The sequence below is a fragment of the Streptomyces coeruleorubidus genome, from assembly GCF_028885415.1.
GTDB classification, from domain to species: Bacteria; Actinomycetota; Actinomycetes; order Streptomycetales; family Streptomycetaceae; genus Streptomyces; species Streptomyces coeruleorubidus_A.
The window spans coordinates 484215-499620 of record NZ_CP118527.1 but is presented as its reverse complement, the minus strand read 5'-3'; the positions used below and the strand labels follow the sequence as shown (position 1 = coordinate 499620).

General features: G+C 72.4%; 12 protein-coding genes and 3 pseudogenes. 8 read left to right on the top strand and 7 right to left on the bottom strand.

Features of this window, described 5'->3' with window-relative positions; genetic code table 11:
* Positions 1-3 precede the first annotated feature (3 nt).
* The 5 genes from PV963_RS02470 (at position 4) to PV963_RS43505 (ending at position 6411) form a co-directional block, all read left to right on the top strand.
* Positions 4-1020, top strand: coding sequence for an asparaginase (locus tag PV963_RS02470; RefSeq protein WP_274813933.1), 1017 nt, complete (start codon positions 4-6; stop codon positions 1018-1020).
* Between the two features lie 121 nt (positions 1021-1141).
* Positions 1142-2554, top strand: a complete 1413-nt coding sequence (aspA, locus tag PV963_RS02465) for an aspartate ammonia-lyase (protein WP_274813932.1) — start codon at positions 1142-1144, stop codon at positions 2552-2554.
* Between the two features lie 45 nt (positions 2555-2599).
* Entirely contained in the window at positions 2600-3523 is a 924-nt protein-coding gene (locus PV963_RS02460) for a glutaminase (RefSeq protein ID WP_274813931.1), read from the top strand.
* Between the two features lie 114 nt (positions 3524-3637).
* A complete protein-coding gene (gene mptB / locus PV963_RS02455; protein ID WP_274813930.1) occupies positions 3638-5032 on the top strand; it encodes a polyprenol phosphomannose-dependent alpha 1,6 mannosyltransferase MptB in 1395 nt (464 codons plus the stop codon).
* Positions 5029-6411, top strand: coding sequence for a glycosyltransferase 87 family protein (locus PV963_RS43505; protein ID WP_342456356.1), 1383 nt, complete (start codon positions 5029-5031; stop codon positions 6409-6411). The genes mptB and PV963_RS43505 overlap by 4 nt, the downstream gene beginning before the upstream one ends.
* A 59-nt stretch (positions 6412-6470) precedes the next feature.
* Here the strand turns inward: PV963_RS43505 and PV963_RS02445 are convergent.
* A pseudogene (locus PV963_RS02445) lies at positions 6471-7235 on the bottom strand (D-alanyl-D-alanine carboxypeptidase family protein); the annotation flags it as partial.
* Positions 7236-7571: 336 nt separating this feature from the next.
* Between PV963_RS02445 and PV963_RS02440 the strand changes: the two are divergent.
* The gene (locus tag PV963_RS02440; protein ID WP_274813928.1) at positions 7572-8579 is read left to right on the top strand and encodes a helix-turn-helix domain-containing protein; all 1008 of its coding nucleotides are present in this window, start codon (positions 7572-7574) and stop codon (positions 8577-8579) included.
* Positions 8580-8594: 15 nt separating this feature from the next.
* Here the strand turns inward: PV963_RS02440 and rho are convergent, their stop codons facing one another.
* From rho to PV963_RS02425, 3 genes are all read right to left on the bottom strand, one after another.
* Entirely contained in the window at positions 8595-9737 is a 1143-nt protein-coding gene (gene rho / locus PV963_RS02435) for a transcription termination factor Rho (protein WP_274813927.1), read from the bottom strand.
* 246 nt (positions 9738-9983) lie between these two features.
* Positions 9984-10811 (bottom strand): class I SAM-dependent methyltransferase, encoded by an 828-nt coding sequence (locus tag PV963_RS02430; protein WP_274813926.1) that lies wholly within the window; start codon positions 10809-10811, stop codon positions 9984-9986.
* 70 nt (positions 10812-10881) lie between these two features.
* Positions 10882-11280, bottom strand: coding sequence for a nuclear transport factor 2 family protein (locus PV963_RS02425; protein ID WP_274813925.1), 399 nt, complete (start codon positions 11278-11280; stop codon positions 10882-10884).
* A 139-nt stretch (positions 11281-11419) separates the two neighbouring features.
* Between PV963_RS02425 and PV963_RS02420 the strand changes: the two are divergent.
* A pseudogene (locus PV963_RS02420) lies at positions 11420-11705 on the top strand (PadR family transcriptional regulator); the annotation flags it as partial.
* 4 nt (positions 11706-11709) lie between these two features.
* A pseudogene (locus PV963_RS02415) lies at positions 11710-12434 on the top strand (class I SAM-dependent methyltransferase).
* Here the strand turns inward: PV963_RS02415 and PV963_RS02410 are convergent.
* From PV963_RS02410 to PV963_RS02400, 3 genes are all read right to left on the bottom strand, one after another.
* Positions 12435-13256, bottom strand: a complete 822-nt coding sequence (locus PV963_RS02410; RefSeq protein ID WP_274813924.1) for an alpha/beta fold hydrolase — start codon at positions 13254-13256, stop codon at positions 12435-12437.
* A 139-nt stretch (positions 13257-13395) separates the two neighbouring features.
* Positions 13396-14040: a GntR family transcriptional regulator gene (locus PV963_RS02405; RefSeq protein WP_274813923.1), complete on the bottom strand. Its 645-nt coding sequence runs from the start codon at positions 14038-14040 to the stop codon at positions 13396-13398.
* A 130-nt stretch (positions 14041-14170) separates the two neighbouring features.
* A complete protein-coding gene (locus tag PV963_RS02400; protein WP_274813922.1) occupies positions 14171-15337 on the bottom strand; it encodes a serine hydrolase domain-containing protein in 1167 nt (388 codons plus the stop codon).
* Positions 15338-15406: the final 69 nt, after the last annotated feature.

Here is a 15406-nt window from a genome sequence, read left to right as displayed (position 1 = left end):
GTGATGTACAGCAGTTCCCTCGCGGACGCACCCCTGGTCCGTGAACCCGTCCACGCCCCCGTCGCCCACCTCATACGCGGCGGAATCGTCGAAGGCATCCACTACGGCTCCGTCGTCGTCCTCGGCGCCGACGGAGAGGTCCAGCTCCAGATCGGAGACATCGAGGCCGCCTTCTACCCCCGCTCCGCGCTCAAGCCCGTCCAGGCCGTGGCCATGGCACGGGCCGGGCTCCCGCTCGACGGCGAGCTGCTGTCGCTGACCGCGGCCAGCCACTCCGGCGAGGAACGCCACCTCGCCGGTGCCCGGCGCATCCTCGAACTCGCCGGGCTCACCGAGGACCACCTGCGCAACGTCCCGGACCTGCCGTTCGACCCGGTCGTCCGGGACGGCTGGGTGCGCGAGGGCCGGCTGCCCTCCCGGCTCGCCCAGAACTGCTCCGGCAAGCACGCGGCCATGCTCTACACCTGCACGCTCAACGGCTGGCCGCTGGAGGACTACCTCGACCCGGGCCACCCGCTCCAGCAGGCCATCGCCGAGATCGTCGAAGACCTCACCGGGCAGCGCATCGCCCGGGTCACCGTCGACGGCTGCGGCGCGCCCCTGTTCTCCATCTCCCTGCACGGCCTCGCCCGGGCCACCGCCCGGATCGTCACCGCCGCGCCGGGCACGCCCGAGGCCCGCGTCGCCGACGCGATGCGCGAGCACGCCGAGATGGCCTCCGGCTCCGGCCGGGACGTGGCCGCGCTGATGCGGGCCGTGCCCGGGCTGCTCACCAAGGACGGCTTCGAGGGCGTGCAGGTCGCTGCGCTGGCCGATGGCCGGGCCGTTGCGGTGAAGGTCGCCGATGGTGCGAATCGGGCGCGTGTGCCGGTGGCTGCCGCCGCGTTGGCCCGGGCGGGTGTCGATCCGGAGCTGCTCACCGAGTTCGCGGGTGAGCCGCTGCTCGGGGGCGGCCGGGAGGTGGGGCGTGTGCGGCCGGTTCGTGCGCTGGAGCCCGTTGTCGGATCGGCTCGCGCCTGACCGTGTGCCGGATCTGTCCGGCGGCGACTGTCGGCCGTCCGTGGTTGATCGCGCAGTTCCCCGCGCCCCTTCAGGGCGCGTATCCACCCCTCACTCCTCAGCAAAGGGACCCCTCACCCTCATGACCGCCGCCACCCGCTCCGAACACGACCTGCTCGGCGACCGTGACGTTCCCGCCGAGGCCTACTGGGGTGTGCACACCCTGCGGGCCACGGAGAACTTCCCCATCACGGGCACGCCCATCTCCGCCTACCCGCACCTGATCGACGCCCTGGCCGCCGTCAAGGAGGCCGCCGCCCTCGCCAACGAGGAACTCGGCCTGCTGGAGACGAAGAAGGCCGCCGCCATCGTCGCCGCCTGCCGGGAGATCCGCGCCGGCAAGCTGCACGACCAGTTCGTCGTCGACGTCGTCCAGGGCGGCGCGGGCACGTCCACCAACATGAACGCCAACGAGGTCGTGGCGAACCGGGCGCTGGAACTGCTGGGTCACGCCAAGGGCGAGTACCGGTACCTGCACCCGAACGAGGACGTCAACCTCGGCCAGTCCACCAACGATGTCTACCCGACCGCCGTCAAGATCGCGACGGTGTTCGCGGTACGCGGGTTGCTCGACGCGATGGCCGTCCTGCAGGACGCCTTCGCCCGCAAGGCCGTCGAGTTCCGCGACGTTCTCAAGATGGGCCGTACACAGTTGCAGGACGCGGTGCCGATGACGCTCGGTCAGGAATTCTCCGCGTACGCCGTCATGATCGACGAGGACCGGTCCCGTCTTGCCGAGGCCGTCGAACTGATCCATGAGATCAACCTCGGAGCCACGGCGATCGGCACCGGCCTCAACGCCCCCGCCGGATACGCCGAGTCGGCCCGCCGCCACCTCGCGGCCATCACCGGCCTGCCCCTGGTGACGGCGGCCAACCTGGTCGAGGCGACCCAGGACTGCGGCGCCTTCGTCCAGATGTCCGGCGTGCTCAAGCGCATCGCGGTCAAGCTCTCCAAGAGCTGCAACGACCTGCGGCTGCTGTCCTCCGGCCCGCGCGCCGGGCTCGGCGAGATCAACCTGCCGCCGGTGCAGGCCGGTTCGTCCATCATGCCCGGCAAGGTCAACCCGGTGATCCCCGAGGTCGTCAACCAGGTCGCCTTCGAGGTGATCGGCAACGACGTCACCATCACCATGGCAGCCGAGGCCGGGCAGCTCCAGCTCAACGCCTTCGAGCCGATCATCCTGCACTCCCTGTCGGAGTCCATCACGCACCTTCGCGCGGCCTGCCTCACCCTCGCGGAACGCTGCGTGGACGGCATCACCGCCAACACCGAGGCGCTGCGAACGAGTGTCGAGAACTCCATCGGCCTCGTCACCGCCCTCAACCCGCACATCGGCTACACGGCCGCCACCGACATCGCCAAGGAAGCCCTCGCCACCGGCAGGGGCGTGGCGGAACTCGTCCTGGAGAAGGGCCTGCTGCCCGCCGAGACGCTCGCCGGGCTGCTGCGCCCGGAGGTCCTGGCAGGCAGCGACCCGGCTCCGGCGGCCTGACGTACGCGAGCGCACCGGGACCGGCACGGAGGGACAATCGAGATCATGACGCCGTCGACGACCTTCCAGCCGGTCCTGGAGCGCATCGCCGAGGAGATCGATCGGACTCCCGGCCGTGGCCGGCCCGCCGACTACATCCCGGCGCTCGCCGCCCGCGACCCGCGCAGCTTCGGCATGGCCGTCGCCGAGCCGGACGGCACGGTGTACGGGGTGGGGGACTGGCGGCGGCCCTTCTCCGCGCAGTCCATCACCAAGGTCTTCACCCTCGCCCTCGTCCTGGCCCGTGAGGGCGACGCCCTGTGGGAGCACGTGGGCCGCGAGCCCTCCGGCAACCCCTTCAACTCCCTGGTCCAGCTGGAGTACGAGAACGGCATCCCGCGCAACCCGTTCATCAACGCGGGCGCCCTCGTCGTCACCGACCGGCTGCACACCCGTACCGGCGACGCGTCGGGTGAACTGCTGGCGTTCCTGCGGGCGGAGAGCGGCAACACGGACCTGACCTTCGACAAGGAGGTCGCCGTGTCCGAGTCCGCCCACGGCGACCGCAACGCCGCGCTCGGGCACTTCATGGCGTCCTACGGCAACATCGACAACCCCGTGCCGGTCCTGCTCGACCAGTACTTCCGGCAGTGTTCGATCGCGGCGTCCTGCGCCGACCTCGCCCTCGCCACCACCTTCCTCGCCCGGCACGGCATACGTGCCGACGGCACCCGGCTGCTCACCCGCAGCCAGGCCAAGCAGATCAACGCGATCATGCTGACCTGCGGGACGTACGACGCGGCGGGCGATTTCGCCTACCGCGTGGGCCTGCCCGGCAAGAGCGGCGTCGGCGGCGGCATCATCGCGGTCGTCCCGGGCCGCTGCACGCTGTGCGTGTGGAGCCCGGGTCTGGACGAACGGGGCAACTCGGTGGCGGGCGTGGCGGCCCTGGACAGATTCACGACGCTGACCGGACTGTCGGTGTTCTGACAGAACCTCCCGGCCCTCACCTGATCACCGGCCGGTCACCCTCCCGCTTCCCTCCAGAGGGCTCCACGTCGCCGTGAAGCCACCCCGCGTTGACACGCTGCCCGAGTGTTGGCCATGGCTTTCCCCGTCGATCTCCGCCGCTGCCAGATACTCGGTCTGGCCGGTACCGCCTTCCTCGCGGCAGGCGGTGAGACGGCCGGAGCCCTGCCCGTAAGGGACCTCCTCCACCCGGCCTCCGCACGCGCCGCCCTCGGCCTGGTGGGGGTGTACTTCGGACTCGTCCTGCTCATCGCGGCCTGGGCGCTGCTGGGCCGCCTGGTCCGAGGACCCAGACCGCCCGCTCCCCGCGCCCTGCTGCTCGTCCTCGCCGTCTGGGCCGCCCCGCTGCTGCTCGCCCCGCCGCTGTTCAGCCGGGACGTGTACAGCTACCTAGCCCAGGGGGCGATGGTCGACGCGCACATGGACGTGTACGCGCACGGGCCGTCCCACCTCGGCGGCCCGCTCGCCGGCGAGGTCGCCCCGCTCTGGCGGCACACCGGCGCCCCCTACGGCCCGGTGTTCCTCGCCGTCGCGGCGGGCCTGTCGGCGCTGACGCGCGGTGACGTGCCCGCCGGGCTGGTCGGGATGCGGCTGGTCGCGCTCGCCGGCGTGGCCCTGATGGCGGCCGCACTGCCCCGCCTGGCCCGCCACAGCGGCGCCGACCCGTCCGCCGCGCTGTGGCTGGGCGCCCTCAACCCGCTCGTCCTGCTGCACCTGGTCGCGGGCGCCCACAACGACGCCGTCATGCTGGGCCTGCTCGGCGCCGGCCTGGTCGCGGCGCTCGGCCGGTGGCCGTTGCTCGGCGCCGTCCTCGTCACGCTCGCCGCGCTGGTCAAGGCACCCGCCGTGCTCGGGCTGGCCGCCGTCGTCGTCCTCCAGATCCGCGCGGGCCGAGGGACGGCGAAGGCTCTCGTGACGACCGCCGTCGCGGCCGCGGGGACGACTGTCGCGGCCACGGCCGCGGCCGGCACCGGATACGGCTGGATCGGCGCCCTGAACACCCCCGTCTCGCCCCAGAACTGGGCCCTGACCACCCTGCTCGGCCGCGCCACCCGGGCCCTGCTGGAACACCTCGGCAGCGATCTCGCGCCCCTGGCGATCCCCGCCTGGCACGCGCTGGGCGTCGTGGCGGCCGGGGTCGCGATCGTCCTGATCTGGTTCCGGCTGCGCCCGCGACCGGTGTACGCGCTGGGCCTGAGCCTGGCGGCGGTGGCCGCGCTCGGCCCGGCGATCCGCCCCTGGTACGCCCTGTGGGGCCTGTTCCTCATCGCCGCCGCCGCGCCCAGCACTTCCGTACGCCACCGCATGGCGGCCGTGACCGGCGTGCTCGCGCTGTGCGTCCTGCCCAGCGGCGGCCCGGCCGACACCGGGCAACTCCTGCTGGCCGTCTCCGGCGGCGCACTCGCGGTCGTCGTGCTGTGGCAGGCACACCAGGCCGAGCTGGCCCCGGCACTGGGACGCACGGCATGACCCCGGCTCCGCCGCGCACCGACCGCGGACGACTGCTGCTCGTACTCGCCCTCGCCACGCTGGTGACGGTCTTCACCGCGACCGTGCCCCTGCTGCGCGACTGGTTCGACCTGCGCGTCTACTACGGAAGCATCGACAGTTGGGTCCACCACGGCGGCCGGATCTACGACTACCGGGTCCCCGGCACGACGTACGGCTTCACCTACCCGCCGTTCGCCGCCGTTGTCATGCTGCCGATGGCCCTGCTGGACCTCCACACCGCGATCGCCACCGCCCTGCTGCTCAACCTGGCGGCCCTGGCTCTGGTCCTGCGGCTGCTCGCGGGGCCGGACTGGCGGCGCCACGGCTGGTACGGCTGGGCGCTGACCGCCTGTGTTCTCGCGCTGTTCGAACCGCTCCGCGACACCTTCAGTTTCGGCCAGGTGAACCTGCTGCTGCTGGCTCTCGTGCTCACCGACGCGGCGCTGCTCGCCACCGGACGCACACGCTGGGCGGGCATCGGCATCGGGCTGGCGGCCGCGATCAAGCTCACGCCGGCGTTGTTCATCGGTCTGCTGCTGGTGGCCCGGCGGTGGCGCGCGGCGGCGGTCGCCACGGTCGTCGCCCTCGGCGCCACGGCCCTCGCGGCATCGGCGGATCCCGACGCCTCACGTTTCTACTGGAGCGAGGCGCTGTGGGACACCAACCGGGTGGGCCGCCTCGGTTACGTCTCGAACCAGTCCGTGCAGGGCATCCTGGCCCGCCTGGGCGAACCGGACCGGGCGGTGTGGGCGGCGGCGGTCGTGCTGGTCCTCGGCGTGTGGGCGCTGCGGGCCCGCCGGGCGGTCGCCGCGGGAGACTGGACGGCGGCGTTCGCCCTGACCGGCCTCGCCGCCTGTCTCGTCAGCCCGATCACCTGGGTGCACCATCTCGTGTGGCTGCTGCCGTCCTTCGCCGTGCTGATCCGCACCGGGCACCCCCGGATCGCGGGCGCCCTGTACGCGGTGCTGTGCACCAGCGTGGTGTGGCTGTGGTTCGACGACGCGTCCGGCGTCGACGGGTTCCTGGGCAGCAACACCTACGCCTGGATCACCCTGGGCCTGCTGCTGTGGCTGCCGGTCGATCAGCCCCCGGACCGGCGGACCGGCAGCCGCAGCACCAGCACCACGACCGCCGCACCCAGCCCGGCGGCACCCGCGATCAGCCCCGCTGCCGTCCAGCCGGAGTCGGCCTCCTCGGGCACCGCGGCCGCGACGGCGGGCGGAGTCGGCGCCGCCGGTCGCGCGGCAGCCCTCGACGCGTCGAGCGAACCCACCGGATCGACCCGGCTGCCCGCCTTGAACCCCCAGTCGAGCAGCGAGCGGGCCTCCTCGTACACCGCGGAGCCGCCGCCCTCCTGAGGGTTCATCACCGTCACGACGAGGGTGCGCCCGTCCCGCCGCGCCGCCGCGACGAGCGTGCTGCCCGCCTTGCTGGTGTAGCCGTTCTTGATGCCGATCAGCCCCCGGTACGGCTTCACACCACGGGCGCCGCTCAGCAGCCGGTTGGTGTTGCGGATCGGGTACGACCAGCCTCCGCCGCCGGGGAACCTGGCCTCGACGGTGGCGCAGTACCGCGCGAAGTCGGGGTTGCGCAGCCCGACCCGGCCGAAGACCGCCAGATCGAACGCCGACGACACCTGGCCCGGCGCGTCGTAGCCGTCCGGGGAGACCACGCGCGTGTCGCGGGCGCCGAGGGACCGGGCCCTGGCCTGCATGCGCTCGGCCGTGGCCCGCCAGCCGCCGTTGAGCTCGGCCAGGACGCGCACGGCGTCGTTGCCGGAGTTGAGGAAGACACCCCGCCACAGGTCGGCGACCCGGTAGGTACGGCCCTCGGTGACCCCGACCAGGCTGCTGCCGGCCCCGACGCCCCTCAGTTCCTCCTCGCGGACCGTGTGCCGGATGCCTGCCGGCAGCGCCGGCAGCACCGTGAGGGCGAAGAGGGTCTTCAGGGTGCTGGCCGGGGGCAGCCTGCGGTGCGCGTTGTGGGCGGCGAGCACCTCGCCGGTGCGGGCGTCGGCCACCAGCCAGGACAGCGCGGAGGTCTCCGGGAGACGGGGCGCCCCGGCGCGCGGCCGGACCTGGGTGCCGGGGCGGTACAGCAGCGAGGGGTGCGGGGCCGCCGCCCTCGGCCCGGCCGGCGGACCGGGTTCCGTCCCGTCGGAACCGGCCGCCGCGGCGGGCATCACGGCCAGAAGCCCTGCCGCACAGAGCGCACAGGCCGACACGGCCACCCGGGAAGAGAATCCAATGATCATACGATCAACGTAGAAACGGATGTGCTCCGCACCGCGACGACCGGGCCGGACACCACGCGCGAGCACCCGGATGCCGCACGTGCGGCCGACGGCGGCGGCGATGATCGCGGCGCTCGCGCAGACGGAGATGAACGAGCGCACCCTGTGCGTCAAACCCGCGTTTATCGCGTCCTGATGTCCCCGGCCTACGATCGCCCGGCCGGACGTGCCGAAGCAAGGCTGTCGCATGACAGTGCGAAAGCCGACTCAAAGGGGGACGACGACATGCTCCGCATCCACTTCAGCGACGTGGACCTGGCGCGCACCAGGGTCGCCGCCGCACCTGATCCGGTGTGGGAGATCGCCGCGAGTATGCACCGGTTACAGTCCCGCAAAGGGCGGTGGGCCTATGCCGAGTGGTACCGCACGGCACGGCAGCAACTGCGGGAGAAGGGGCTGGAGCGGCTCCTGCGGAGTGTCCTGCTGCCGCTGTACCCGAGGGCCGCGTACTTCCCGGACTTCCTGACCCCCGCCGACGCCGTGGGCGACCTGGACGCGGGCATGGAGTCGATCGTGGCCACGCCTGCAGAACGCATCCTGGTGGAGATGGCCGTCCTCGACCGGACGGTGGGTGCCCCCGCCTGGGCCGGGCAGCTGGCCGGGCTGGAGGCGCGCAAGGAGTTCGTGGGGATGCTGCGCGCGTACTACGACGCGGTCGTCGCCCCGTACGAGGAGCAGGCACAGGCCCGGATCGAGGCGGAGCGGGTGGCACGCTGCCGTGGGCTCCTGGACGGCGGGGTCGAGGGCATGCTCTCCGGGCTCGGGCCCATGCTGCGCTGGCGCCCTCCCGTCCTGGAGGCCAGCTATCCCAAGCAGACCGGTGACCGGGACCTGTACCTGGACGGCCGTGGACTCACGCTCGTCCCCTCGTACTTCAACTGGGGCGAGCCGGTCGCCTTCGCCGATCCCCAACTGCCGCCCGTGCTCTGGTACTCGCTGCTCCACGAGCTGAGCTCGCCGGACGCCCCGTACGGCGCCGACGCCGACGACAGGCCCTTGAACAACCTCCTCGGCCGCGCTCGCGCGGTCTCACTGCGCGCCGCTTCCACCGGCGCCACGACCGCCGAGATGGCCCGTGCCGCCGGTGTCTCGGCGTCCTCGGCCAGTCGGCACGCCACCGCGTTGCGCGACGCGGGCCTCATCACCACCGTCCGGCACGGCCCGGCCGTACTGCACACCCTCACGCCTGCCGGGGCGTCCTTGCTCAGGGCGGGCACAGGCGGATCCGGCTGACGCGACAGTCGCGGCTCAGTCCGAGGGCAGCGTCGGCTGGATGCGCCGCAGGAACGTCGCGTTGTCCGGGGTGTCGCGCATGCGTTCCAGGAGGGTCTCCAGGGCGCCCTGCCCGTCCCGGTTCTGCAGGACCCGCCGCAGGCCGTGCATGGCCGCCAACTCGGCCGGGGGCAGCAGGAGTTCCTCGCGGCGGGTGCCGGAGGGGATGATGTCGACGGCCGGGAACACACGCCGGGAGGCCGGTTCGCGGCTCAGCCGGAGCTCCATGTTGCCGGTGCTCTTCAGTTCCTCGAAGTAGAAGTCGTCGGCCCGGGAACCGGTCTCCACCAGCGCCGTCGCGAGGATCGTGAGGGAACCGCCCTCCTCGGCCGACCGGGCGGCGCCGAAGAACCGCTTGGGTCCGGTCAGCGCGGATGCGTCGACGCCTCCGGTGAGGATGCGGCCTCCGGAGGCGGCCGCGTTGTTGTGCGCCCGGCACAGCCGGGTGAGGGAGTCGAGGAGGATCACGACGTCCTCGCCCGCCTCGACGAGCCGCTTGGCCCGCTCGATCACGAGCTCGGCGAGTGCGATGTGCTGCTTGGCGCTCCGGTCGAAGGTCGAGGCGTACACCTCGCCCCGCACGCTGCGCCGCATGTCGGTGACCTCCTCGGGCCGCTCGTCGAGCAGCAGCATCATCAGCCGGCACTCGGGATGGTTGCCGGTGACGGCGGCCGCGAGCTGCTGGAGGATGACGGTCTTGCCGGTCTTGGGCGGGGCCACGAGAAGCCCGCGCTGGCCCTTGCCGACCGGTGCGATCAGGTCGACGACCCGACCGGCCAGCCCCGCGGCCGGGTGTTCGAGGCGGAGCCGCTTCTGCGGATGCAGCGGCGTCAGGTCCCGGAAGTGCCGGCGGCCGCGCAGTTCAGCGGGCGTACGGCCGTTGACCCTTGCGACGTCGGTGAGCCCGCGCCGGTCGCCCAGGGCGCCCTCGACGAGGTCGCCCTTGCGCAGGCCGTGGCGGCGGATCAGGGCGGGTGAGACCGCAGGGTCGAGGGGCGTGGGCAGGCAGCTCTCGCCGCGCAGATGCCCCTTCCCGCTCGCGTCGATGTCGAGGACGCCGAGGGCGGTCCGGGTCTCGGACTGCTGCTGGGCGGGCGGGGTGTCGAGTGTGGTGGTCATGGTGGTGTGTCCTTTCACGGACGGCAGGCATGAGACATGCGAAGGGAAGGGGAGAGAGCCGCGAGGGAGGGCGCGAAACATGCCTCCGGCGGCGGGGAACAGCACCTCGGGTGCGACTGAGCAAGTCGAAGTGCCGGAAATGATGGAGAGAAATGGAGAACCGCACCGGCGCCCACAGAAGGGGGCGTGCACAAGTGCTGTTCGCAGATTACCACCCGACGGGGCGCCGGGGGAGGGAGATATACGTCAGCGTGTGGCCAGCAGCCCGTACAGCAGCGGGATCCGCGGCTCGGGCAGTCGCCACCAGCCGGACTCCGTGCGGACCATCTGCGGCCACCGTGGCCAGGGAAGTTCGTCGCTTTCCCGCAGCCGCCGGACGGCCAGTCCCGCATCCGTCAACGCGTTGACGACCTCGCCTATTCCGTGCATCCACTCGTAGCTGTCCGTGGCGCCCTCGACGGCCGGGCCGTCCGTGTACGTGTGGGTCGCGTCCCGGTGCACGGGACCGTCGCCGCCCAGGTAGTCGTGGCGCAGGAGCAGCTCGGGGCCCTCGCCCGGAGCGGGTTTCGGCCCGAGCGAGTTGAGCAGGGGATGGAATTCGACGACGTACAACCGGCCGCCGGGACGCAGGAGCCGGCCGACGACCTCCGCCCACCGGTTCAGGTCGGGCAGGTAACACAGGGCGCCCTTGCCGGTGTAGACGACGTCGAACTGCCGCCCGTCCAAGGCCTCGACGGCGTCGTACACGTTCGCCCGCACGTAGGTCACGTCCGCGCCGGCCTTCGCGGCGATGCCGGTCGCGGCCGCCACGGACGCCTCGGAGAAGTCGAGGCCGACGGCCCGGGCGCCGCGTCGTGCGAAGGCGATCGTCTCCGTGCCGAGGTGACACTGGAGGTGCAGCACGTCACGGCCGGCCGGGTCGCCGAGGTCCTCCCACTCCCAGGGCGCGAACCAGCGCTCGGGGTCGGGATCCTGGTCGAGGCCGTAGAACCGGCTGGCGAGATGGACGGGCGTGCGGGCGTCCCAGTTCGCCTGGTTGGCCCGCATCAGCCGGTCGTGCTCGGCGGACGTCATGGGGACATCCAACCGCGAACGGGCCGCGGGATGCGGCAGAACGGGGGAACGGACCGCCGGACGTGTCCGCTCACACCGAGCGTGCCCGCGCCTCCTCGGCGATCCGCTCGAACTGCGCGCCCATGGCCGCCGCCAGCGCCTGCGCCGCCGACAACGGACGTACCATCACGGTCAGTTCGTCGATGAGCCCGTCCTCGTCGACATGGATGAAGTCGCAGCCGTTGATCTCCCGGTCGCCCACCCGCGCGGTGAAGACCAAGGCGTGGTCACGGCCGTTCACGTCGTTGATCTCGCGCACGTAGCGGAAGTCCTCGAAGACACCGGAGACGGCGCGCAGGATCGCCGCCGTGATCGGCTTTCCGGTGTACGGCTTGAACACCACCGGGCTGGTGAAGACGATGTCCGGCGCCAGCAGCGCCTCGGCGGCGTCGAGGTCGAGCGCCTCGACCGCCTCACGGAATGCACGCATCGGACCGTCCTTAGTCAACTAATTGAATAGGTGCGGAGTAGCTTAATCAACCGTTGATGCGGTGTCCACATGTCCCTCAAGTGCGCCGTGCTGGCCGCTCTCCTGGAGGGCGAGGCCTCGGGCTACGAGCTGTCGAACCATCCGCGACGAACTCCTCATCAAGATCCAGGCCATGGACGGGACGGACCCCGAGGCCACCCGTGCGCTGGTCGAGGAGCGTGAGGAGTGGGCCCGCGGCAAGCTCGCCCGCTACGAGCGCGTCCGCGAACGCCTCCTGGCCGGCCGCAGCGAGGAGGAGTACCTGCGGGAGGCCGACCGCATCGGCCCTTACCTCACGCTGATGGGAGGCATCGCCTTCGAGGAGGAGAACCTCCGCTGGCGCGCGCGTGCTCACGATCCTCAAGCAGCGAGCTCCTCTAGGCTGAGCCGATGTTCAGCCCCGAAGGCCCCAGTCTGCGCGAACTCGCCGTCCAGGCGCTGTCGTCCGTCGAGCGCGGCTACGACCTCCTCGCGCCGAAGTTCGACCACACCCCCTTCCGGACGCCCGACGCGGTCCTCGACGCCGTCGAGTCGGACTTGCGGCGGACAGGACCCTTCGACGCCGGGCTCGACCTGTGCTGCGGTACCGGCGCGGGCGTAGGTGTGCTGGCGGGGGTGTGCCGGGAGCGGTCGTCGGTGTCGACTTCAGCGCGGGCATGCTCGACGTGGCCCGGGAACGGGTCCGGCCGGCGGGGCCGCCCGTCTCCTTCGTCCGCGCGGACGCCCGTGCCCTGCCCTTCGGGCCCGTCTTCGACCTGGTGGTGAGCTTCGGGGCCTTCGGGCACTTCCTGCCCCGCGAGCTGCCCGGACTGTTCGCGCAGGTCCGCTCCGTCCTGCGGCCGGGCGGCTGCTTCGCGTTCCCGCTGGTGGCCCCGCCCCGCCCGGGCTCGCTCGGCTACTGGATGCTGCTCGGCTTCGACACGGTGATGCGGGTGCGGAACGCGCTGTGGCGGCCTCCGTTCGTCATGTACTACCGCGCGTTCCGCTTCGGGGACGTGCGACGTGAGCTGGCCCGGACCGGCTTCCGGGTGGATCTCCACGCGCTGCCGGAGTTCGGGCGACGACGGGACGGCAGCCCCCGGGTGCGGCTGGTCGTGGCCCGGACGCCGGACTAGTCAGTCGCGCAGGAAGTTCAGCAGATCGTCGTTGAACGCCTTCTCGAAGTCGCCCACCAGACCGTGCGGGGCGCCCGGGTACACCTTCAGCGTGGCGTCCTTGACGAGCTGGGCGGTCCGCTGGGCCGCGGCGCCGATCGGCACGATCTGGTCGTCGTCGCCGTGCGCGACCAGCGTCGGCACGTCGATCCGCCGCAGGTCCTCGGTGAAGTCGGTCTCCGAGAACTGCGCGACGCAGTCGTAGGCGCCCTTCAGCCCGGCCTGCATGCTCCACATCCAGAACGCCCGCCGCATGCCCTCCGACACGGCGGCCCCGGGCCGGTTGAAGCCGTAGAAGCTCTCGCTCAGCTCCCAGTAGAACTGCGAGCGGTCTGCCGCCACGGCGGTGCGGATGCCGTCGAAGGCCTCCTTCGGGGTGCCCTCCGGATTGGCCTCCTTCCGCAGCATCAGCGGCGGCACCGCGCCCAGCAGTACGGCCTTGGCGACCCGCGCGGTCCCGTGCCGCCCGATGTAACGGGCCACCTCGCCGCCGCCGGTCGAATGGCCCACCAGGACCGCGTCGTCGAGGTGCAGCGCCTCGATCAGTTCGGCCAGGTCGTCGGCGTACCGGTCCATGTGGTTGCCCTGCCACGGCTGACCCGAGCGGCCGTGCCCGCGGCGGTCGTGCGCGATCGCCCGGAACCCGTTCTCGGCGACCAGACGCGCCTGACCGTCCCAGGCGTCCGCGTTGAGGGGCCAGCCGTGGCTGAACACCACGGGCTGTCCCTCGCCCCAGTCCTTGTAGTAGATCTCGGTTCCGTCGGACGTGGTGAACGTGCTCATGAAGCATCCTCTCGGTGGGGTCTCGGGTGTGATCCTGAGCTTCCTCTCGATGATCTCCGTGATCCCGGGTTCGCGCCGCCGGTGCCGGGCAGCGGGGCCGGGGCGTACCCGACCAGGGGTCTGAGCGACCCCGGCCGCTTCACGCGCCGCTCGGCGTCGGGGTCCGGCCCGGCAGGGTGAACTCGTAGACCAGCGCGTCCCGTTGGGCGTCCACCACGAGGTCGGTGATCTCCAGCGGGCGCGCGTACTGGTCGTGCACGCGCCGGGTGACCCGTACCGACGGCGTGCTCGCGAGGCGGGTGATGGCGTCGCGGTGGTGCAGGGTCAGGCCGGCCCGGCGCATCCAGTCGTAGGCCCGCCACAGCTGCGCGGCGGCGGTGCCGTCGGCGCGGTCGGGGATGGGGGCGCCTCCCACGCCGTTCAAGCAGTGGGGGGAGGCCGGCTCCCAGGCCATGGTGGCGCGGGCCACCGTGCCCGGGGTCGCGGCGCGGGCGCCGACCGGGAAGGTGAGCGAGGTCGGGGTCTCGACCGGCAGGCCGGGCAGTGCGGCGTGGCTGCCGCGCCGGTCGGTGGCGACGAGACCGTCGCGGCGCAGCAGCTCCAGCGCCTGCCGTACGGTCTCCCGGCTGACCCCGAAGTGCCCGGCCGGCCGCCGCTCGCCCGGCAGCCGTTCGCCGGGCGGCACGGTGCCGTCGCGCGGTTCGCCGAGCAACTCCGTGGCGATCCGCCGGTACAGGGGCTCTCCTTCGGCCGTCGGGTGGTCGTGCGGGGTGGTGCGGTCCATGCCCGCCTCCTGTTGGTGACGTTCGGTAGCCGTGCGGGCTCGGTGCGCCACCAGGTCCAGCATTGGTCTAAATCAGCCCGGAAGGGTGGCCGGGCGGTTCGGCCGAAACCGGCCCGCCGCGAGCCGGCCGTCACAGCGCGCTGTACAGGGCGTCGACCAACGCCATCTTGCGCGGGTCGTTCGCGATATGAGGCCCCATACGGTTCATCACGTACCCCAGCGACACGTCCGCCTCCGGGTCGGCGAGCCCGCAGGAGCCGCCGAAGCCGTCATGACCGAAAGCGCGCGGGTTGGGCCCGTAGGAGCCGTTGGATCCGCTGAGCCACAGCCCGAGCCCCGCCTCGGTCTCGCCCTCGAACCCGGCGCCCAGCACCAGATCCCGGCAGCTGCCCTGTCCCTCGCGCACCCGCTCGGCCGCCTCGGGGGACAGGACGCGGTGGCCTCCGTGGGAACCGCGCCCCGCGAAGAGGCCGTAGAGCTCGGCTACCGCACGCGCGGTGCCGTGCCCGTTCGCCGCGGGAATCTCGGCGGCCCGCCACCCGGGCGTGCCCGCCGCGGCGGCGGACACCGGGGGGTTGGTCAGCGCGGCGATCGCCGCGGGCCCCAACTGGGCGAAGACAGCGGCCTGTTCATTGCTCGCCGCGACCGGCGGCTGGACCAGCTCGGCCACCCGCCCGGAGTCCTTCTCCGGCAGGCCGATGCGGAAGTCGATGCCGAGCGGCCCGGTCACGTCCCGCTCCAAGAAGGCCCCCGGCATCAGCCCCGACACCCGCCGGACGACCTCGCCGACCAGATGGCCGTAGGTCAGCGCGTGATAGCCGGACCTGGTTCCCGGTTCCCACCAGGGCTGCGTCGCCGCGAGCCGCTGTGTGGTCAGCTCCCAGTCGCAGAGCTGCTCCAGCGAGTGCGGTTCGCGCAGCCCGGCCAGACCGGCGCGGTGGGACAGCAGGTGCCGTACGAGGACCTTCTCCTTGCCCGCCGCGGCGAACTCCGGCCAGTACACGGCCACCGGCGCGTCCAGATCCAGCAGCCCCCGGTCGGCGAGGATGTGCGCACACAGTGCCACCGGCCCCTTGGTCGTGGACCACACGTTGACCAGCGTGTCCTGTTCCCACGGCCGGGTGTGTGCCGCGTCGGCCCAGCCGCCCCACAGGTCCACCACCGTCCTGCCGCCGATGGTGACGGCCACCGCGGCACCCAGTTCGCCCCGTTCCCGGAAGTTCTCCTCGAACGCCCTGCGTACCGCCGTGAAACGCGCGTCGCAGTGACCGCGCACCTGCGCCTCGTGCTCTGACATGGGCCCCTCCACCACCTCGCCGGGCCGGGCCGCCGAGGAGCGGCCGGGCGTGAGGAACGTACCGACTGG